Source organism: Zhengella mangrovi, assembly GCF_002727065.1.
GTDB lineage: Bacteria > Pseudomonadota > Alphaproteobacteria > Rhizobiales > Rhizobiaceae > Zhengella > Zhengella mangrovi.
This window is the reverse complement of the sequence record NZ_PDVP01000006.1, coordinates 70,213-89,714: the sequence shown is the minus strand read 5'-3', so window position 1 is coordinate 89,714 and position 19,502 is coordinate 70,213. Positions and strand designations below refer to the sequence as shown.

Here is a 19,502-nt window from a genome sequence, read left to right as displayed (position 1 = left end):
CGAACCGCTCCGATGCTCTATCCCGTTGTTTTTTGGCAATTCCGGAAGCGAAGCCGAGACCCGGATCGCCTGGAACCGCATTATTTGTCGAAAGCAATCATATCGAAATCGAAACTATTTACAACAATATATTATGTCACGATTGTTCCTGTCGGCACAGGGCTTGCGAAGCGCAGGGCAGGGGTCAGAGACGGTCGCTGATTTCGGACGGCAGGCTGGAAAAGACCCGCTGCAGCAGGGCGCTCAGCGTTTCGATCTCTTCGCGGCTCAACTCGCTGGACACGTAGGACAGCACGAGATCGCTCAGGCGGTTGCAGGTCTCGGCAACGCTCTTGCCCTTCTCCGTGAGCGTGATGACCACGGTCCGGTTGTCCGTGTCGGACCGGGTGCGCAGGACGTAGCCATCCTTCTCCAGGCGCTTGAGCTGGTGCGACATGGTCGACTGGGGAAGGGCCATCAGATCGACCAGTTCGCCGACCTTCATCGCCTCCATCTCCGCCAGCGCCACGATGATGCGGGACGAATAGAGGTCGAGGTTATAGGGGGCGATGACCGGGTTGCAGATCTGCACCAGGCGGGCGTTGATCCTGTGCGTCAGGAACGAAACGCGATCCTCGAGTCTGCGCCGCTCCGGGAACGGCGGTGTCTTCCCGCTGCTGGTCAAATCGTCCCCACAGTGCTTCAGGTCCCTCGCGTTCCATACTACCGGAAAAAACTTCCTGTCCAGAACATTGACATGATATATCGAAAACGATCATATTCAATGCAAAATATTATCACCGGTTTTTGGGAGGACCGCCTTGGGCATCGAAACCGCTGCCGTCATCGACGTGCATGCACATGCCGTTCTGGCAGAAACCATGGGGACCGCCGGCGCGCTGGGCCCGGAGCTGGGCGAACAGGACAGCGACAGGCCGTGGTTCCGGGTCGGCTCCTACCGCCTCGATGGCGTGCGTTACCAGGGCAGCCCCTTCATGGACGTGGGCCTGCGCCTGGGCCGGATGGACGCTGCGGGAATCGATTTCCAGGTCCTGTCGCCCAATCCGCTGACCTTCCTCCATTTCGTCGAGGCACCGCTGGCGATCCGATTCTGCCAGGCGCACAATGACGCGCTGGCTGCCCTCGTTGCCCGGCACCCGGACCGACTGGCCGGCTTCGCCGCGCTCCCGGTCCAGGATCCGGCCGCCGCGGTGGAGGAACTGCAGCGCGCCGTTGGCTCGCTGGGGCTGCTGGGCGGCTATTTCGGCACGGACATGCCGCACCGGCTCGACGATCCGGTGATGGACCCGCTCTACGATGCCCATGTCCGGCTCGACGTCCCGCTGTTCCTGCATCCCTCGCCGGCCGGCATCGACGGTCCGGCGGGTGACCCCAACCTGAAGGATTTCGATCTCGACGTCGTCGTCGGCTTCGCGGCGCAGGAGACGCTGGCCGTCGCCCGCCTCATCTACGGCGGAGTACTCGACCGGCACCCCGGACTCGATATCTGCCTGAGCCACGGCGGCGGGTCGACCGGCTACCTGTTCGGCCGCATGGCGATGGCGGCACGCAAGCGGCCCTGGTCGCCGGCCCACCTCCGCCAGGACGGCGCCTTCGAGGCCCGCCTCGCGCGGCTCTGGCTCGACAACCATCTCAACAACGCGAACTCGCTCGCCCTGCTGACCGGGCTGGTGGGCGACGACCGGCTGGTGTTCGGCACCAATTTCGCCGGATGGGACGCGCCGGATGACCTGGCCTCCCACCGGCCGCCGCCGAAACTGGCCGACAATGCCCGCAGGCTGCTGCGGGTCAGGACATGAGGATTTGCCATGACGGATTGCATCATCGAGAACGGCCGCATCATCGACGGAACGGGGCGGGCGGCATTTGCGGGTTCCGTGCTCGTTCGCGGCGGCACCATCGCGGCGGTGGGGGATGCGGCCGACCGGGAAGCGGCGGCCATTCCTGACCTCAGGCGCATCGACGCCACCGGCCAGACGGTCATGCCGGGCCTGATCGATGCCCATTGCCATCTCGCCTTCGACAATGCCGGCTCCAACGCAGAGATCTTCCACCAGCGCCGCAACGCGCTGTCGGCGCTGGTCGCCAGCTACAATGCGCGCAAGCTGCTGCGCGCCGGCGTCACCGGCATGCTGGATCCGGACTCGACCTTCGAGAACATGATCGACCTGCGCGACGCCATCGAGGCGAACATAGTCGAGGGGCCGCGCATGTCCTGCGGGTCCTATGCGCTGATCACCGGCGTCGGCGGCACCGCCGGCCGCCTCATCAACGACGAGGGCACCACCGGCTATTACATGGCCGTCAACTCGAAGGACGAGATCGTCCGCGAGGTGAGGCGCCAGGTGAAGGTCGGCGCCGACTGGATCAAGGTCCACGTGACCGGGATCATTCCCCGGCAGGCCCACAAGGGCGAGATGTGCGTCTGGACCCTGGACGAGCTGAAACTCATCTGCGACACGGCCCATGCGCTCGAAACGCCGGTCATGGGGCATTGCCGCGGCGCCGAGGCGACGCGCAAGGCGGCCATCGCCGGCTTCGACCTGATCTTTCATGGCACGGCGATGGACGACAAGGCGCTCGCCGAGATCGTCGACCGCAAGATCCCGATCGCGCCTGCGCTCACCTTCCAGGCCAACATGGTGGACTTCGGCCACAAGCTTGGCACGTCGGCGGACCTGATGAAGATCTTCGAGCGGGAACTGACCGATTCGGTGGAGACGATGACCGCCGCCCACAAGGCCGGCGTGCCCCTGCTGACCGGCTCGGAAGCCGGCTTCTCCATGGTGCCCTATGGCGACTGGCACTACCGCGAGATGGAAGTCTTCATGACCTATTTCGGCCTGTCGCCGCTGGAGGCCATCCAGTGTGCCACCCAGAAGGGCGCCTTCGCGCTGAAGATGGACGGCCTCACCGGCGTGATCGCGCCCGGCTACCAGGCCGACATCATCTGCGTGAAGGGCCGGGTCGAGGAGAACATTCCGAGCCTCGGCGATCCCGACAACATCAGGACCGTGATGATCGCGGGCGTGGAAAAGGACCTCTCGCCGCCACCCAGGCGCAAGGCCATTCCCGGCTGGCGGCTGGCCTCGATGGGCTCGCGCCTGACCCGCGCCGTGGCGTTCGGGTCGGAGCGGGAACCGGAACCGCTCATCGTGGAGGAACTGCACTGATGGGCGAGGCGATCACGGTCACGGTCACGGACCGCAAGGGGGAGCGCAGGGAACACCGGATCCCGGTCGGCGGACCGCTGATGTTCGCCCTGCGCGATGATGCCGGCCTGCCGGTCGAAGGCGCATGCGGTGGCAGCGCCACCTGCGGCACGTGCCATGTCAGGGTTGCGGAAGCATGGCGTGACCGGCTTCCGCCCCGCCAGGACTTCGAACTGGCCATGCTGGACATGCTCGTCCATTTCGACCCCGACGCATCGCGCCTGGCCTGCCAGGTCGAGGTCGTGCCGGCCATCGACGGGCTCGAGGTCGAGCTTGCACCGGAAGAGTGATCGCCTGCGGAGGACCAACGCCATGGAACATTTCATCACGACCTATCGCGACGGCGAAGCCACCTTGCGCATCCCCGATCTGCACCAGGCGCTCTACGACGCCGACACGCTTTTCCTGCCGCGCACCGTGGTCTGCCTGCACGGCAAGGAGCACGTGGAGAAGAAGCGGCTGTTCATGGGCGTGTTCAACCGCTCCTTCTTCCGCCACTACCAGAACCACGTCTTTCCCGCGGCCCTGGCCGAGACCATGCAGCCGGTCATCGAAAGCGGCAAGGGCGACATGACCGCCTTTGCCTACCGGGTGCTCGTCAACCTGGTGGCCGACAGCGCCGGCATCGACCGCGCTCACACCGAGGCCGACACCGACCGCCTGCTGGCCCTCATCGGCAAGCTCGGCCATGCTCCGACCATGGGGCAGCTGACCAACCCGGCCGACCGGCACCGGCTGATGGCCGAACTGGAGGAAGCGCTGGAGACCTTCCGCATCGAGTTCTTCGAGCCCTCGCTGGCGCGGCGCCGGGCGCTGGTGGCGCGCTTCGAGGCCGGCGAGCTCGACGAGAAGGACCTGCCCAACGATGCGATCACCGCGCAGGTGCGGCGCTACCCCGATGACAGCGAACTGTCCTACGACGAGCGGGTCAAGGACGCCGCCTTCTTCATCCTGGCCGGCGCCTTCACCACGGCCAACGTTCTCATGAACACGGTCAACGAGGTGCTGGACTGGCTGGACAGGCATCCGGAGGACCGCAGGCGCCTCGTCGAGGACCCGGTCCTGATGCAGAAATTCATCTGGGAATCGGTCCGGCTTCATCCGGCGAGCCCGATCACCAAGCGGCGGGCCCTCTGCCCGATGCACCTGCCGGACGGTCAGGACGCGGCGGCCGACGACTACGTGACGGTGGACCTGACGAAGGCGAACCGCAACCCGGACCTGTTCGGCGCCGATGCCGAATCCTTCAACCCGTTGCGCGAGACCGAAAGGCGTGTGCCGCTCCATGGCCTCTCCTTCGGCGCCGGCGCCCATTCCTGCCTCGGCAAGATGCTGGCCGTCGGCGTCCAGATCACCGATGCGAACAAGAGCGACGAGGAAACCGAGTTCGGCACCATCTTCATGGTGCTCAAGGCCTTGCTGGAGCACGGCATCGACCGGGACCCCGAGCGCAGCGTGGAGATCGACGAGAGCACGACCCGCAGGCATTTCCGGACCCTGCCGTTCCGCCTCAACCCGGACCTCGCGGTCGGTGCCTGAAGCAATTCCAGCGAAAGTGGCCCCCGGTTTCGCGTCCGGAATTGCGGCGGGGAAAAAGCAATTCCAGCGAAAGTGGCCCCCGGTTTCGCGTCCGGAATTGCGGCGGGGAAAAAGCAATTCCAGCGAAAGTGGCCCCCGGTTTGGCGTCCGGAATTGCGAGGGGATAAGCAATTCCAGCGAAAGTGGCCCCCGGTTTGGCGTCCGCAAACACCGCTGGGCATAAGTCTTCCGGGTTTTCACAACCTGGCGAAATCAATCGTCTGGAATGGTGGGCGGTGAGAGACTCGAACTCCCGACATCCTCGGTGTAAACGAGGTAGGAATAAATAAAAATATATAAAACTCAATCATTTAAATTTCATTTTCGTGTGTCTCGTTCGTCTGTATCCCGGCAGATACGTGTAGTTTCCCGGCAGTTTCCCGGCAGCCTTCGAACATGAGACTTCCAACACAATTCAGTGCAATCTAAAGCGTTCAGATGGTAGCTAGGTTCGGAGAGCCAATATTCGTGGCACTCGAAACGATTGGTTGAAATGGGGCCGAAAGTTGACTGACCGCTTACCGGTACTTCCCTGTCAATACGCATATTGACACAGACCACATGTGCGGCCCGGTTTCGTTTCCGGTGAGTGCACAAATCAAGATTTATGCACTACATCGTTCCATCAGGGGGCGCGCCTATAGTGTAGGGCGACCGCGCCGTTACGCAGCGATCTCGCCGAAGCAAGGTCAAGCCGTCTTGAGCTGACAAGACCTGTTTCGCAGAGAGTCGGGCTGTGGCCTGCAATCCTCGGATGGCCGAGAAACTTGTACTCGTCGATAAATTCCAGCCGATCTAACTCTGTGAGGGAACATGACCGGTTCAGACATGCAGACTTTTCGACTGAATGAAATTTCATTTGTTCGCCGCGAAAACCCGGTCACCGGGCGGATGTATGAAACCGCGCGTGTTCTGAAAGACCCGGAGACCGGAATGGAGGCGATCTATGTCCGTTATCCGGCGGGTACCATCACGCCCCGACATTCGCATCCCTGCGCTCATGGGCTTCTGGTGATAGAAGGCGAGTTGCACACCCAGGCCGGCCTCTTCGGACCTGGCGACATGGTGTGGTATCCCGAGGGGTGCGAAGGAGAGCATGGCGCCACGGCCGAGCAGGCTGTCACTGTCTTGCTTTTCACAAACAAGCCATTTTCCGTCACCTATCTCGATGCCATGTGAACGGCAGGTTCAGCGCGCCGCCGACTTTCGCCACGCCGCTCCTTCGGTCGCTTCCATCATGGGTTTGGGCGATTTGAAATTGCCCCCACGGGCCTGTCCCGTGGCATGCATGGCGGCACGCTGGACCGATGCCACATCTTCGCAGGAAATTGGGATCCCGGTGAAACAAGCGGACTGCCGATGCCGGGCTGCTCCGGCAGTCCAGGGTATCACGCCGCGCGGGATCTCGACTGCGCCCTGTAGACCGCTGACTCGAAATCCAAGTAGCCAGGGAACGAGACGGGGTCACCAAACGGCAGGATCTGCGTTGCCCAGTAGCCGCCGATGCCAGTCTGCCGGTCGATCCAGTAGAAGGAATTGGCGAGGCCCGCCCACCCGATCGCTCCGGCCGGCCGTCCTGTTGGCGCTTCGGCGTCATTGACCATGAATGTGAGCGACCAGTCCTTTTCCACGCCGGGGAAGAATTCCGCGTCATTCGAAAGAGCCGGAATGATGCCCGGAAGCATGGTCACCTGCTGTTTCGGCTTGATCAGCCCACCCTTCACGGCCATGGCGACGGTCTCCGGCTTCAGCACACGGCCACTTGGGCCGGACCCGTCATTCAGCCACATCCGGATAAATTTCATGTAGTCCCGAACGGTGCCGTAGAGACCATGCCCCCCCATATCGACTTCCGGATTGTCGGGAAGCGCGAACTCATCCATGGGGGTCAGGCTGCCGTCCGCGCCACGGGCATGGATCGTGGCAGTGCGCGCTTTCATGTCCGTGGTTCGGGTGAAGGCAGTCTCGACCATGCCGAGCGGATCGAAGACGCGCTCTTTCATGACGTCGCCCAGCCGCTTGCCGCGGATGCCCTCGACGACTTGACCGACCCAGTCGATATTGGTGCCATACTCCCACCGCTCGCCGGGATCGAAAAGCAGTGGCGTCTCGATCGCTGCCCGGGTGCCTGAAACGACAGAAGGCTGACCGTGCTCTTCGGCAAGTCGGCAATATGTGCTGTTGAAGAAATCATATCCGAACCCTCCGACATGAAGCAGCAACTGGCGCGTCGTGACATCGGATTTCGGCGCTCGGAGCCGCGGCTGGCCGGCTGCGTCGAAGCCGTCGATCACTTTCAGGTTGCCAATGGCCGGCGCGTATTCCTTCGCCGGGGCGTCAAGATCCAGCAAACCATCCTCCAGGCATTGCAGCGCGGTTGTACCGGTGATTGCCTTGGTGGTCGAAAAGATGGCGAAAACGGTATCGGCGTCCATCGGCGAGCCGCCGAGACGGCGTTCGCCCGCTGAACCGGCGTAGATGTCCCCGGCCCTGTCCGTGACCATCGCGACAACACCCGGTACGCGGGGGGTGCTACGGGTGACGTTATCCAAGACGGCGTCGCATTCGGATTTCAGTGTGGTCATCGTCTCCTCCCAGATGTGAACGATCCAGGAAGGCTACTGGCGATGCAAAACTCCGTCTGTCAGCCAGCGGAAGCAAATGTCGCTGAATGTCAGGCCTTGTTCAATGTAGCGAGCGCTTGCGCGTGTCCGAGGGTTTTTCGCCGAAGCGGGCTCGGTAACGCACCGCCAGGGGGCCGAAACTAACATAGCCCCAGGCTGCAGCGATTTGGGCGATGTTGATATCAGGTGGCGAAATGAGGAGGTCCTCCCGGAATCCGTCCAGCCGACGTGCGGCAAGAAAGTCTCGCGGGCTGCGCCCCCTGAAACGCCGGAAGCCCTCGTTCAGCGTGCGTCCGGAAACGCCGACCCGGCTGGCAACATCGGCGATGGTCGGCCCTTTCCGTGCTTCGGCCTCCAGAATGGCCTCGGCCTGGCGGACGTAATAGGGCGCGGCCGCACGCCCGCCATGGTCAAGCCGGAAACCTGCGCCGGCCGACCATTCGCGCAGCAGGTCGAGGCAGATCATCTCTTCCAAATGACGCCCGATCGCCCCCTGCGGAGGCAGCGGCAGGTCTGCGGTCAACGTTCGGGTTACATAGTCGAGCAGCACCATCCAACGGGATGACGCGCCGCCAAACCGGATCCGCCGTGTCCACAAGGCATCGTCCGGAACGAAGCCGAACCAGCGCTCCGCCGTTTCCGCCAGGACGTCGTGCGGAATGGTCAGGTTCAGTTGCATGTGATCCCGGTCGCCGTCGAGCCAGTAGTCGGTGCGCGAGCAATCGACAACAAAACTGTCTCCAGCGGCTGTCTCCGTATCGGTGGTCTCGCCCTGCTTATGGCGCAACGATCCCCGCAGCGTGTTGAGAACGAGAACATTTCCCGCCCCGGGGTCGAATTCATCAAGGTGGATGGGCACGCCGTAGGAAAAGCGGGTCAACATCACTCGCCCGACCCTTGACGAGATTAGGGTCGCATCCGGCAGTGAGAACTGTTCGATCGGGCGGACTCGGTAAGGCATGTAGACCTTGCGGCAGAAGTCCTGGACCTCGTCCCAGTCGCGCGAACGGCTGGCATGTCCGTGATCGATGGCTTCGCCGTCGGGGCGTACCAGCAGCGCATTGTCGAGCATGACATCCTCCTCCCACGACGTTTGCCTCTATTTGCCAGTCTAGGTCTGGCTGATTTCCGGGACAATTGATCAATAATACAAGGCCTGAGACGGAACTCAGAGGACCGTTGATCGGTCGCTGCAGGAGCGATCGCATTTGATAAACTAAGATGCGAGGAACCCTGCAGGCAACTTCGCGACGATGGCCAGCCCATGCCGGAGGGTCGACTTTGCACCCGATCTTCCAATATCGATCTTGCGGTCATACGTAGGCTATGGGGCGGTACGGCCCATCAATAGTCAGGTCTTTGCCCGTTCTCGGCGCCCTAACGCTCTCCGCTTAGGGCCGCTTTCGAACTCGATGCAATGAGCTTGAAGGAACAGGTTGGCGCGCGCATTCCCGAGAGGACGCTTCGGGGGCCGTGAGCGGACTGTCCGGCTCTGGAGGCCCGGAGGAAATAGCTGCCATAGAGTATGAGCGACCCACATGGCCGCGTCCGACCCCATGTCAGACATTCCAAAGTCTGGGGCGGCTTCCCGAAAGCAGACGTTTGTAAGGGACTGACTTCATACATGATCGGGGGTGGGGAGGGTGGACATCGATAAAGACGCTTCAGTCGGGCTAAATTCCGCCGCTATCGCTCAGGTTTTGCTTTGCCGATGGCCAAGAAAGGCCGCCCATTGGGTGGAGGATTCTGGGCAAAAGATCGCCAAGTTGTCTCCCCTTGCGGGAAGTAGCCCTTTGAGGTGCGCCGCTCCAAGGCGACCCAATCCGGCCGGTGGTAAAGCCGCAGCGCCATCGCCACCACGGAATTGGTGTATCGGAATCGCGGTTCGGTAAGGGGGTAGCCTGCATCCTGCGGCAGGTCTGCCTTCAGGCTTGAGCAAAGGCCCTGAACCCTCGGTGATTGGAACGAGAGGCCGTGCTTTGCATGGGCGAACTCGTTACGCACTTTGCGTAGCAGGCCAATTTCAGCAAACTCAAAGTGATCAATGAGGCCAAGGGCGTAGCAGGCGTCCGCGCGTGACGAGAATGTGCTGAGAGGCGCATTGGGATCGTCAACCAGGCGGCCGTTCGGCGCCCCTTCGCGGAAAAAGGCTTTGAGGGTGTCCCCAAGCTTGTCGTCTATGAGAGCGACTCCAACAAGGGCAAGGCCCCGATCGGACTCCCGTTTGAGTTCATCTACGAAAAGGGCGAGATCTTCGGCGGTCGAAAGCAGCATTTTTTTTAACTTATAGCAGGAGTCGGGTCGTTCGTTGAGGTGCCGGGAGATCTATGTCGATGCTGCCGGCTAGAATGGGTGCACCGTCAATTCACAGCTACATGGCGAAGAAAACTTTTCGGGCTTCGTCGGTGTGTAGATCGTGAAAGGCAAAATGCATGTCAGTAGGCGTTACAGCTTCAGAATACAGTGTGACTGGAAGGTCATCGAGAACGAGCTCGGCACTGACAGCTGAAAAATCCTTGTCGTAGCAATCCTGTAAGATCTTCAGGGTCGTCGAGGGGAAGCTGTTTTTGTATTCCATATTAAATTCCGGCGAAAAGTACCGGATCATGGCCGCTTCATAAAGCGCCACCCGCTCCTCCTCACTGGTGTTGAACAGCTTCTCCAGACCCTGATCGATGCGGGCGCTGCCATCCTTCTTATTCTCAGCGAAAGGGTTGAAGATCGTGATGATCTGATTGTCCGGTTCGACCTGGAGCAGAATGAGTTCCAATCGGTAGCCTTCTGGCGCTCCCAAGAGCGATATTTTCTGCAACGTCTCGTGCTTGATAAGGCGGTCTAAGGCACTGCGGGACCCGTCTTGGCCGTAGGCTTGGCCAATGTATTTTACCAGGAACTTAATGACCCCGTACTGATGGTTGAGGCGCTGAAGGCAGGCTCCCTCGTTAGGAAAGAACCGCCGGCCTGTGCCGTCCCCCACATACCAGAGACCGTTCTCGTGATGCAGCATCGCCTCTGGCGGAAGCTCCCAGACTAGATCGTAGGATTTCCCCAGTATTTCGTATGTCAAGACGAGATCTCTATCCTTCTGCGCTGCGTTGACAAAATTCACACGGGGCACAAAGCCGATCAAGTAAATATGGCACTTGGCGATGAGCTCGGCGTGAGGTTCCAGCCTTTCGCGATCGTAGATGCCGGCTGCAGGCATGTAAAAGAAGCTTGCCGCATGCATATTGAGTGCGTGTTCCACGTCAAAGCGTTTGTCCGAGAGCAGATCTCGCGACTTTTTGTCAGACAATCCTACGTCTCCCGTATGTTTGGCATGCAAGCATGCCTAGTTTTATCGTGCCAGTTCAAGCCTGATTGATCGGTCGGTAATCTGGGTGACTGTCTGCCGGCACCTAGAACTAGTCCAAGCAGCTAGCATCAACAATTAACGAAAAGCACAAATTAGAAGCATTTAGCACCCGTCCAGCGAGTGACGATCGTTTTGCGGGCCAATCAAGCGCATTACTGAATGCCTGCAACGGGGCGCAAGGCTACAGTCCGCTTTGAGTGCATGTCTGCTTCCATAAGCCGGCTAGCCAAAAGCTGCCAGTCCCCTTCCCACCCCATCACAGACGTGACAGCGATCTCCGCCGCCGACAGCTTTCGCGATATTGCCCGGTCGACCCAAATGACTGATTTGGGGGCGCATTTCCAAAGGGCCGCTTCGGGGCCGGGAGGAGACAGTCGCCTACACGAAAATCAACACTCAAAGCTGACATAGCGGGTCTAACGTTGCAGCCTGAATTTGGCCCAAAGCGGAACTTTGTTCAGCCCGGGTTATGTTGTCTTGGATGGTGGGTACACCTTCATGTGAAGTAACCCGTCATCCTCGATCTTTGCCATGACTGCTTGTCCGTGGCCGAAAGAACCACCTGCTCGAGCCGCCGATAGATAGTGAAACACTAGTATTTCTTCCCATCTATCGCCATCGAGATCGGCCCTCATAGATTCCCGCATCATCACGTCTAGGCCATTGTGAACGATGAATCTAACTTCGTGGTCTCCAAGACTTTCGACTTCGCAGATGCCGGCGTTCACCACATCTGCGACGGTTAGCAGGCCCATAGCTCCCTCCACGTCTTCTGGCTCGAAAAGTCCTTCTGTCACCCATTCCGCCGACCAGCGATCAAAATGCTTCAGCTTCACGATTGGCTCACGCAATGCGGACTCCTCGGCGAACGACGAGTCGCGGATGGCCCGCAACGCTTCGGTCGTTTCATTGGCCATGCTGGCTATCTTCATCTCAGTCTGCGTTTGCGCGAAGTAGCCCAACTCTTGAGCACGAATAAACTCGTTGCTTGTCCTGCAGGTGACTGAATCGCCGTTCGAGGAATGTAAGATGACTTCGCTAACGGTGCCGCGGCCCAGGGCAAACGGCTTATCCATAAGTGTCGCGGCTACAGACGAATTGGCAGTGGCGGACTGTGTCCCTTCGATCTCCGGCGTGATACGCAAAGTCACAGTGCCGTCGAACTGGTGAGCGAAGACACTGACCATTTCCTCCGGAGAGACATCATTTTTCTCGGATGCTGCCTTCAGGGCGAGATAGGACTTGATCTCATCATTCGACTTGAGTCGTGCAGCTAGGCGCTTCACAATTTCTGACTTTTTCTGCCGGGCCAGCTCGAGATAGTAGACTAATGCGGGTTCTCCCATCTGCTTGGCGGATTTGCCCTGATTTTGAAAGCTAATGGATGGCAACAGGTTCTCGAAGCCGTTGATATCAAAATCGGCTGGGACTAGCCTCTTGGCCTTAAGCGCTTCCAGTAGCTCCGGCTTAGTAATCGGAATAACGTGATCGACGTGTAACTGAGTCCACGTCACGGGCTCGCCGGTATAAGCTGACTTCTTTTCCCACACCTCCCATATTGCCCGTCTTACTTCAGTTGAAAGTTGTTTTCGCTCTGCGCCCATTCGAATTCAATCCAACCTAGCTTTTGCCCATGAACATACGACTTCACGCCGACCGCGCCCCGATCTGCGCCCCTTTTTAAAGAATTCCTCTGTTCGACACAGCAGCAAGATGGTTGAAATGACGAAGTCTGTAGTGCGCTTATTGCGCATGGGCGACAGGGCCTCTTTGCAAGCGACGTCCGCTCTTAGGTACGGGCCGTTGCCTCCTGTATATCCAAGTTGGCGGCGCAAAGCAGATGCCAGAAAGAATGCGAGCACACCTGATTTGAAAACTGGCTCCGCTTGACAGCGGATGACTATATTCCGGCCGTCCATTAAATTGACGCCATCCGAACCATTGAGCAATTATCTAAGAAAATTGAGGCCGCGGACGTCGTAACTGAATTGCGTTCTCTTGATTTTCTAACAGCTAACAGTTCCAGATGATTGTCGCCGCGTTCATCTCTCTCGGTTCTCGGCAAGCATAGGCTTTGCCACTGGTGGACCATCGAGTCTAAACATCGAGCGGGATGTTCGGACTCGATCCTGGTTACTCACCCGACCTAGCTCAACAAGCAACCACAGCCTTGATCGCGTCTGAATATGGCCTGCGTTGCAAAATGCCTGATCTACTTTTCATCGAAAAGCAATCGACAACATAGGCCCGCTATTGCCTGACATCAGTTCCGGTCGATCTCCGGGCGCGGCATGGAGAGGGGATCCTTGTCCAGAACGCCGTGCAGTTTCTCTGCGATTTCGAGCAGTCTTTCCATGTCTTTCGGCGTTAGGGCGGCGGTCAGTCGCTTTTCATATGCCAATGCTGCCGCGATGATCTCCTTGAGAGCGTCAGTGCCTTTGTCGGTCAGCGAGATCGCCACCAGCCGGTGATCGTCCTTTGCATTGTACTTGTTGACGAGGCCCGCGCTCTCGAGCCTTGCGACCGCCCGGCTGACGCGGGGCTTTTCCAGGTTCACGTAGGTGCAGATCTCGCCCACCGAAACTTCGCTGTGGCGGGAAAGGTGGACCAGGACGCGCCATTCGGCCATCGAGAGACCATGCGACTGGCCGTATTCCAGGGCCAGGCGGCGGCTGATCCGCTCTGAAAGGGCCGCGAGCCGGTAGGGCAGGTAGTCGGCCAGATCGAAACTTTTCATTCCCGTTGTCCCGGTTTCGTTCGTTGCAAACGAAATGATATTGACATTCGTTACAGATGCAACAATAAACAGGTCATTGCAAACGCAACGAAGTGTTTTTGGCAGGATCACCGGTCCTCGTTGAAACACCGGCTGTGCCAAGAGGCGGGGCAGGGTGACACTGTTGCAGTTTTGACGGATTTGGCTCCGGCAGCCGTGAGGAGGAGAAGGATATGTTCCAGGACAGATATACCTTGGCGCAAAAGGTCTATCCGTACGAAAAGTCGCCCGACCAGGACAAGGCGGAGGCGGTTCGCCACAAGGTGGTGGTCGTCGGCGGCGGGCCAATCGGCATCGCGACCGCGCTCGATCTTGGCGAGCAGGGAATTCCGGTGCTGGTTCTGGATGACCATGAGGGCATCGGAATGGGCAGCCGCGCCATCTGCTTTGCAAAGCGATGCCTGGAAATCGCCGACCGCTACGGATGTGGCGAGCCCATGCTCGACAAGGGGGTCGTCTGGAACCTTGGCAAGGTCTTCCACAAGGACGACAAGGTCTTCGAGTTCAACCTCCTGCCGGAGGAGGGGCACAAGTATCCGGCGTTTATCAATCTTCAGCAGCCCTATTTCGAGCAATACATGATCGAACGCCTGCGTGCCCTGCAGGCCGCCGGTGCACCCATCGAATTGCGCGGCAAGAACCGTGTCGATGCGGTTGACGACAAGGGCGACCATGTCGTCCTCGACGTGATGACCCCGGACGGTCCGTACAAGGTGGAGGCGGACTGGCTTGTTGCATGTGACGGCGCAAGTTCGCCCGTCCGAGCCATGCTGGGCGAGGAATTCACCGGCAAGGTCTTCCAGGACAGCTTCCTCATCGCCGACATCAAGATGAGGGGCGACATGAAGTTCCCGACCGAACGCTGGTTCTGGTTCGAGCCGACCCATGGCCAAGGGGCGTCGACGCTCTTGCACAAGCAGCCCGATGATGTCTGGCGGGTCGACTTCCAGATCGGCTGGGACGTTGATCGCAAGGAAGAACTCAAGGAAGAGAACATCCGGCGCAGGCTCGATGCCTTCCTGGGTCCCGATGTCGCCTATGACATGGTCTGGTCATCGATCTACACATTCCAGTGCAAGCGAATGGAGCGATTCCGCCATGGCCGGATCTTCTTTGCCGGCGATGCCGCGCACCAGGTGAGCCCCTTCGGTGCGCGCGGCGCGAATTCGGGGATGCAGGACGTCGACAATCTTGGCTGGAAGCTCGGACTGGTCATCAATGGAAAGGCGCCGGAAAGCCTGTTGGACACCTATACCGAGGAGCGGGTTCACGGTGCCGACGAGAACATCCTGAACTCGACGCGGTCGACCGACTTCATCACACCCAAGTCCGAAATCAGCAAGATCTTCCGGGACGCGGTGCTGTCACTGGCCGGCAAGGCGAAGTTTGCCCGGCCGCTGGTCAATTCCGGCCGGCTCTCCGTTCCCTGCGTCTATGACGGATTGTCGCTGAACGGACCAGATGCCGTCGTCGGCGGCCCTGAACGGACGCGTGTCGGAGCCTCGATGGTCGATGCACCAGTGGACGGCAAGTGGCTGCTGGAAATCCTTGGCGGCGAGTTCCAGCTGATGACGATTGATGCCGATGCGCCGGAAAGTCTCGATGTCGATGGCATTTCGGTCACCCGTGTCGCGCTATCGGCGGCTGGCAATCCGGAACTGGCCCATCGATACCTGGGCGACGCGGGTTCCGCCGTCTATCTCATGCGCCCCGATCAGCACGTGGCGGCACGGTGGGAGCGTTTCGACGAGGCGGCAATCAGACAGGCCGTGAACATCGCAACCGGACGCGCTTGAGGAGGAGCACCCGATGAGCACTCTCAATACAGACCCGAACATCGACGGGCCGGACGACTTTTACGCTAAGTTGCTGGCGGTCCACGAGGGCAGGACAAAAGAGCAGAGCGACGCCCTGAATGCGCGCCTGGTCCTCATCCTCTGCAACCATATCGGCGATCCGGAAGTCCTGGATGCGGCCTTGAAACTGGCAGCCGACGGCTAGAAGGGTTTCGCCGAGCCGCAGTCTGACTGGACGTGCGGTTGTCATTGCCTGCGTCATTGACCGATGCGCTGCGGGAGGTTGCCTTCCGCCGCGCATTTCTTTTTGCGGTCCCACCTCCAAACCGCACGAAGCACGATCTGGGCGCTTAAAATTGTCCGGGACGGTCAAATGTCTGGCAAGGACGTGCAAGTGGCAATCAATCGCGAGTGTCATCTTTCCCGGGATGCAGGATCACAGAAGGTTCATGCTCCGCCGCCTGTTCGAGGCAGTGGCGCGGACCATGTGGCCCTGGCCGATCAACGCGTGTCTTTCTGGGAGGAAAAGCATGAAAGTAATTCGCAAGACTTTGAATGCGCTTGGTGGTGTATCGCTCGCGACGCTGATGATGGCGTCCGCGGCCTCGGCGCAGGAAGGATCGATTCCGATGGGAACCGGTGCCGACATGGCCGGGATCTGCGGCGACAAGCCCACCATCGTTGCTCTGGTCGACGGCTTCGGTGGCGATACCTGGCGCAAGACCGCTCTGGCTGAAATGAAGGACGAACTCTCGCCCTGCAAGAACGTCACCGAAGTCCTCTACGCTGACGGTGCGGGCGATCCGGCAAAGACGAACTCGGACATCAACAGCCTGACCGCCCAGGGTGTGAACGTGATGGTGATTTTCCCGGACTTCGGCCCGGCGATGATCCCCGCCATTCGCTCGGCGACCCAGGCTGGCGTGGTCACGGTGCCCTACAACGTCAATCTCGGCGGGAACCCGGGCGTCGATTACTCGGCCAACGTCATCCAGGATTTCGACGCCGCTTCTGAAAAGTGGGTTGGCTGGGTAGAGAAGAACGTCGGCGAGGCGAACGTCCTCTACTTCTCCGGTCCCGCCGGCAACGGGTTCTCGGCCAACTTCATGAATGGCATCAAGAAGGCAGCGGCGTCGCGTCCGGGCATCAAGTTGCTCCAGGATACGCACGTGGCGACCAACTGGAACCCGGCCGATGCACAGAAGGCGACTGCCGGCGTTATCGCCCAGTACCCCAAGATCGACGCCATCATGTCCGACTTCGGCCCGGTCACCATCGCGGTCATCCGTGCATTCGAGCAGGCTGGTCTCAAGGTTCCGGCCGTTGTCAGCCTCGCGTCGAACAACGAACTCAACTGCATGTACATGGATGCCAAGAAGGCCGGCAATGCTTGGCCCTACTATACGATTGACGGCACCACGACGCAGGTGAGGCATGCGGTGCGGCGGGGCATGGCGATCTACCAGGGAACGGAAGATTCCGATCCGCTGGGCATGGTGGCGACAGTGTTCGCCGACAGCGCGGCAGGCGTTGACCCCAAGTGCGATCCGGCTGCGCCGCTGGACGCCGATCTTTCGGGCCTCCTCAGCCCCGAACAGATGCAAGACGTCTTCAAGCAGTAAGGCGCAGGCGTCCATGACCGAACACTTCTCATCCATCTCGGCCGGGATGGCGGGCAAAGCCATGCTCCAGCTCAACTCGGTTACGAGGGATTTCCCAGGCGTTCGAGCCTTGGACGCCGTTTCCTTCACGGTTCTCGGCGGTGAGGTTCATGGCCTCATCGGCGAGAATGGCGCCGGCAAATCCACACTCATGGCCATCGCGTCGGGGGCGTTGGCTCCGACAGATGGACAGGTCTTTATTAGCGGTAAGCCGATAAAGGGGGATCCTGACGGTGCGCGCGAACTGGGCTTGGCCATTGTCCACCAGGAGCCGGCTTTGATGCCGGACCTGACGGTGGCTGAGAACATTTTTCTCGGAATGCCCCACAAACTGCGGCCCCAGGTCTCCGGCATGGCAGCATTTGCAAGGCAGGCGCTGGACCGCTGGAACCCGGATCTGTCTTTCGGTCCGGAGGACGTGGTGTCTTCTCTCAATCCCGAGCAGCGGTTCATCACAGAGATCGCCAAGGCCCTGGCAGCGCAGCCGCGAATCCTCGTCCTCGATGAGCCAACCGAGCATCTGGGCGCAGAAGACGTTCGCCGGCTCTTTGCCAGAATCCGGGAACTGACGGCCGGCGGCGCTTCCGTCGTCTATATCTCTCACCGAATCCGCGAAGTCCGCGAGATCGCGGAACGGGTGACGGTCCTTCGGGATGGTCAGGGGCAGGGCACATATCCGATGGATACGCTCGATGAGGGGCGGATCATCGAGCTGATCGTCGGTTCGGCGATCGAGCATCCATTCCCCGAAAAAGGCGGGAATCTCGTTGATGCGAAGCCCGTCCTCATGGTCCGCAACTTCTCTGGCGACGGTTTCCGTGATGTTTCCATGGCCGTCCGCCACGGCGAGATACTTGGTCTTGCGGGGATCGATGCCAACGGGCAGCGTGAATTCCTCCGGGCTCTAGCTGGCCGAAACGCCGGTTCTGGCAATGTCGAGGTCAACGGAAAGGCTGTTTCCGTTGCCTCCCCGGGCCAGGCGCGAAAGGCCGGCATCGGTTTCCTCCCCGGTGACCGTCACCACGAAGGCATTCTTGCCGACTTGTCGGTCCGAGAGAACTTCTCGATCCGTTCCACCGAGACGGATACGGTCTCCGGCCTTGTCAGCGAGCAGCGGGAACGCAGCCGGGTCCGCGACGCGGTCGCCGGATACAATGTCAAAACTCCCAGCATAGAGACGCCGATCCGTTCGCTTTCTGGCGGAAATCAGCAGAAGCTGATCCTCTCGTCGGTGGTTGGCGCGGAACCGGCGGTCATGCTGATTGACGAGCCGACGCAAGGCGTCGACATCGGCGCTCGCGCCGAGATCTACCGGATCCTTCGCGAAATCGCAAATAATGGAACAACAATCATCGTCGTTTCATCCGATGCAGCGGAGATCGCAGGTCTGTGTGACCGCGTGATGGTGTTCTCGCGTGGCCAGATCGTGCGCGAGTTGAAAGGCGACGATGTTGTCGAAAACAACATCACTGAGGCCGTCCTTACGTCGACCACGGAACGTCATCGCTACGAGAAGAGCATTGGCTGGTTCTGGAAATGGGCGGCGGGCCATTGGGCGCCAATCGTTCTCGTCGGGCTGGCGATCCTGGCGGTCGGTGCCTATGCCAGTTCGATCAGTCCCTTCTATCTGTCAGCACGCAATTTCTCAGGCATGCTGGCTCTGGTCGGAACGCTCGCCCTGGTCGCCTACGGGCAGCAATTCGTGCTTCTTATAGGTGAGATCGATCTGTCCGTCGGCCCTGTCATGGGGTTGGGCGTTGTCGTCGGATCTTTCTTCTTCCTGCAGGATGCAGGCCCGGCGATGGCGCTGCTCGGGATCGTGATGGTTCTTGCCGCCGCGCTTGGTGTCGGGTTCCTGAACTTCCTCTTGACCGAAAAGCTCGGCATGCATGCGATGGTCGCCACGCTGGCAACCTTCATTGCCGTTCAGGCCGTTTCGCTTACGCTGCGGCCGCAGCCCGACGGACTGATCGGACCCGGTGTCTACAATGTCGTCGGGGCCAAAATCGGCTTCGTTCCGGTCCTGATCTTCGTGGCGGTCGCGCTCGCGCTGTTTCTGGAATTCGGATTGCTGAGAACCGGGGCAGGCATTGCCTTGCGTGGCTTCGGTTCGCGGCGCGAATCCGCCCGGGTTGCCGGCATTTCACCTTTCCGGACCCGTCTTGCCGCTTACCTGCTCTGCTCCTTCTTCGCGGGGCTGGCGGCCTTCCCGCTAATGATCCAGGTGGGCATTGGCGATCCAAAGAGCGGCATCAACTACACGCTGGCCAGCATTGCGGCGGTCGTGATTGGCGGGGCCAGCCTGGCGGGCGGCCGCGGCACCTTCCTCGGTGCCCTGTTCGGGGCGCTGATGCTGAACCAGGTCAATGTTGTGGCGACATTCCTGCGGCTCAGTGATGCTTGGACCTTCTACCTCCAGGGCATCATGATCCTCCTGGGTGTCGCAATCTATTCCCACAGCCGCCGCATGGCCGCGAGCCACTGATCCGGAGGGGATGAA

Annotated in this window: 16 protein-coding genes; 9 read left to right on the top strand and 7 right to left on the bottom strand. The window is 60.2% G+C overall.

What is annotated here, in order from left to right:
• Positions 1-184 precede the first annotated feature (184 nt).
• Positions 185-664, bottom strand: a complete 480-nt coding sequence (locus CSC94_RS11940; protein WP_099306572.1) for a MarR family winged helix-turn-helix transcriptional regulator — start codon at positions 662-664, stop codon at positions 185-187.
• 136 nt (positions 665-800) lie between these two features.
• Between CSC94_RS11940 and CSC94_RS11935 the strand changes: the two genes are divergently transcribed.
• From CSC94_RS11935 to CSC94_RS11910, 5 genes are all read left to right on the top strand, one after another.
• The gene (locus CSC94_RS11935) at positions 801-1,799 is read left to right on the top strand and encodes an amidohydrolase family protein (protein ID WP_205853300.1); all 999 of its coding nucleotides are present in this window, start codon (positions 801-803) and stop codon (positions 1,797-1,799) included.
• A 9-nt stretch (positions 1,800-1,808) separates the two neighbouring features.
• A complete protein-coding gene (locus tag CSC94_RS11930; RefSeq protein ID WP_099306571.1) occupies positions 1,809-3,173 on the top strand; it encodes a metal-dependent hydrolase family protein in 1,365 nt (454 codons plus the stop codon).
• Entirely contained in the window at positions 3,173-3,502 is a 330-nt protein-coding gene (locus CSC94_RS11925) for a 2Fe-2S iron-sulfur cluster-binding protein (RefSeq protein ID WP_099306570.1), read from the top strand. The genes CSC94_RS11930 and CSC94_RS11925 overlap by 1 nt, the downstream gene beginning before the upstream one ends.
• Before the next feature lie 22 nt (positions 3,503-3,524).
• A complete protein-coding gene (locus tag CSC94_RS11920) occupies positions 3,525-4,751 on the top strand; it encodes a cytochrome P450 (RefSeq protein WP_099306569.1) in 1,227 nt (408 codons plus the stop codon).
• Positions 4,752-5,603: 852 nt separating this feature from the next.
• Positions 5,604-5,969: a cupin domain-containing protein gene (locus tag CSC94_RS11910; RefSeq protein WP_205853299.1), complete on the top strand. Its 366-nt coding sequence runs from the start codon at positions 5,604-5,606 to the stop codon at positions 5,967-5,969.
• Between the two features lie 209 nt (positions 5,970-6,178).
• Here CSC94_RS11910 and acmB read toward each other — a convergent pair whose 3' ends face one another.
• The 6 genes from acmB to CSC94_RS11880 all read right to left on the bottom strand — a co-directional run bounded on the left by acmB (position 6,179) and on the right by CSC94_RS11880 (position 13,506).
• Positions 6,179-7,375, bottom strand: coding sequence for a methyl acetate hydrolase AcmB (acmB, locus tag CSC94_RS11905; protein WP_099306567.1), 1,197 nt, complete (start codon positions 7,373-7,375; stop codon positions 6,179-6,181).
• A gap of 100 nt (positions 7,376-7,475) precedes the next feature.
• Entirely contained in the window at positions 7,476-8,486 is a 1,011-nt protein-coding gene (locus tag CSC94_RS11900) for an AraC family transcriptional regulator (protein ID WP_099306566.1), read from the bottom strand.
• 614 nt (positions 8,487-9,100) lie between these two features.
• Positions 9,101-9,688 carry a transcriptional regulator gene (locus tag CSC94_RS11895; RefSeq protein ID WP_099306565.1) on the bottom strand — a complete coding sequence of 196 codons (588 nt, stop codon included), beginning with the start codon at positions 9,686-9,688 and terminating at the stop codon, positions 9,101-9,103.
• 97 nt (positions 9,689-9,785) lie between these two features.
• Positions 9,786-10,709 (bottom strand): hypothetical protein, encoded by a 924-nt coding sequence (locus CSC94_RS11890; protein ID WP_245408336.1) that lies wholly within the window; start codon positions 10,707-10,709, stop codon positions 9,786-9,788.
• A gap of 527 nt (positions 10,710-11,236) precedes the next feature.
• The gene (locus CSC94_RS11885; RefSeq protein WP_133122879.1) at positions 11,237-12,373 is read right to left on the bottom strand and encodes a hypothetical protein; all 1,137 of its coding nucleotides are present in this window, start codon (positions 12,371-12,373) and stop codon (positions 11,237-11,239) included.
• 659 nt (positions 12,374-13,032) lie between these two features.
• Positions 13,033-13,506 (bottom strand): MarR family winged helix-turn-helix transcriptional regulator, encoded by a 474-nt coding sequence (locus CSC94_RS11880; RefSeq protein ID WP_099306563.1) that lies wholly within the window; start codon positions 13,504-13,506, stop codon positions 13,033-13,035.
• Positions 13,507-13,718: 212 nt separating this feature from the next.
• Here CSC94_RS11880 and CSC94_RS11875 point away from each other — a divergent pair, with 212 nt between their 5' ends.
• From CSC94_RS11875 to CSC94_RS11860, 4 genes are all read left to right on the top strand, one after another.
• Positions 13,719-15,341, top strand: coding sequence for an FAD-dependent oxidoreductase (locus tag CSC94_RS11875; RefSeq protein ID WP_099306562.1), 1,623 nt, complete (start codon positions 13,719-13,721; stop codon positions 15,339-15,341).
• Between the two features lie 13 nt (positions 15,342-15,354).
• Positions 15,355-15,546 (top strand): DUF2783 domain-containing protein, encoded by a 192-nt coding sequence (locus CSC94_RS11870; protein WP_099306561.1) that lies wholly within the window; start codon positions 15,355-15,357, stop codon positions 15,544-15,546.
• Positions 15,547-15,790: 244 nt separating this feature from the next.
• Positions 15,791-16,963: a substrate-binding domain-containing protein gene (locus CSC94_RS11865; protein WP_165784412.1), complete on the top strand. Its 1,173-nt coding sequence runs from the start codon at positions 15,791-15,793 to the stop codon at positions 16,961-16,963.
• 13 nt (positions 16,964-16,976) lie between these two features.
• A complete protein-coding gene (locus tag CSC94_RS11860) occupies positions 16,977-19,487 on the top strand; it encodes an ATP-binding cassette domain-containing protein (protein ID WP_205853298.1) in 2,511 nt (836 codons plus the stop codon).
• The last annotated feature ends 15 nt before the right edge of the window (positions 19,488-19,502 follow it).

Excerpts from the sequence above, each read along its gene's own strand:
- CSC94_RS11910 (WP_205853299.1), top strand. The coding sequence starts at position 5,604 with ATGACCGGTTCAGACATGCAGACTTTTCGACTGAATGAAATTTCATTT.
- CSC94_RS11925 (WP_099306570.1), top strand. The coding sequence starts at position 3,173 with ATGGGCGAGGCGATCACGGTCACGGTCACGGACCGCAAGGGGGAGCGC.
- CSC94_RS11895 (WP_099306565.1), bottom strand. The coding sequence starts at position 9,688 with ATGCTGCTTTCGACCGCCGAAGATCTCGCCCTTTTCGTAGATGAACTC.
- CSC94_RS11870 (WP_099306561.1), top strand. The coding sequence starts at position 15,355 with ATGAGCACTCTCAATACAGACCCGAACATCGACGGGCCGGACGACTTT.
- CSC94_RS11930 (WP_099306571.1), top strand. The coding sequence starts at position 1,809 with ATGACGGATTGCATCATCGAGAACGGCCGCATCATCGACGGAACGGGG.
- CSC94_RS11860 (WP_205853298.1), top strand. The coding sequence starts at position 16,977 with ATGACCGAACACTTCTCATCCATCTCGGCCGGGATGGCGGGCAAAGCC.
- CSC94_RS11900 (WP_099306566.1), bottom strand. The coding sequence starts at position 8,486 with ATGCTCGACAATGCGCTGCTGGTACGCCCCGACGGCGAAGCCATCGAT.
- CSC94_RS11920 (WP_099306569.1), top strand. The coding sequence starts at position 3,525 with ATGGAACATTTCATCACGACCTATCGCGACGGCGAAGCCACCTTGCGC.
- CSC94_RS11885 (WP_133122879.1), bottom strand. The coding sequence starts at position 12,373 with ATGGGCGCAGAGCGAAAACAACTTTCAACTGAAGTAAGACGGGCAATA.
- CSC94_RS11880 (WP_099306563.1), bottom strand. The coding sequence starts at position 13,506 with ATGAAAAGTTTCGATCTGGCCGACTACCTGCCCTACCGGCTCGCGGCC.
- CSC94_RS11865 (WP_165784412.1), top strand. The coding sequence starts at position 15,791 with ATGCTCCGCCGCCTGTTCGAGGCAGTGGCGCGGACCATGTGGCCCTGG.
- CSC94_RS11875 (WP_099306562.1), top strand. The coding sequence starts at position 13,719 with ATGTTCCAGGACAGATATACCTTGGCGCAAAAGGTCTATCCGTACGAA.
- acmB (WP_099306567.1), bottom strand. The coding sequence starts at position 7,375 with ATGACCACACTGAAATCCGAATGCGACGCCGTCTTGGATAACGTCACC.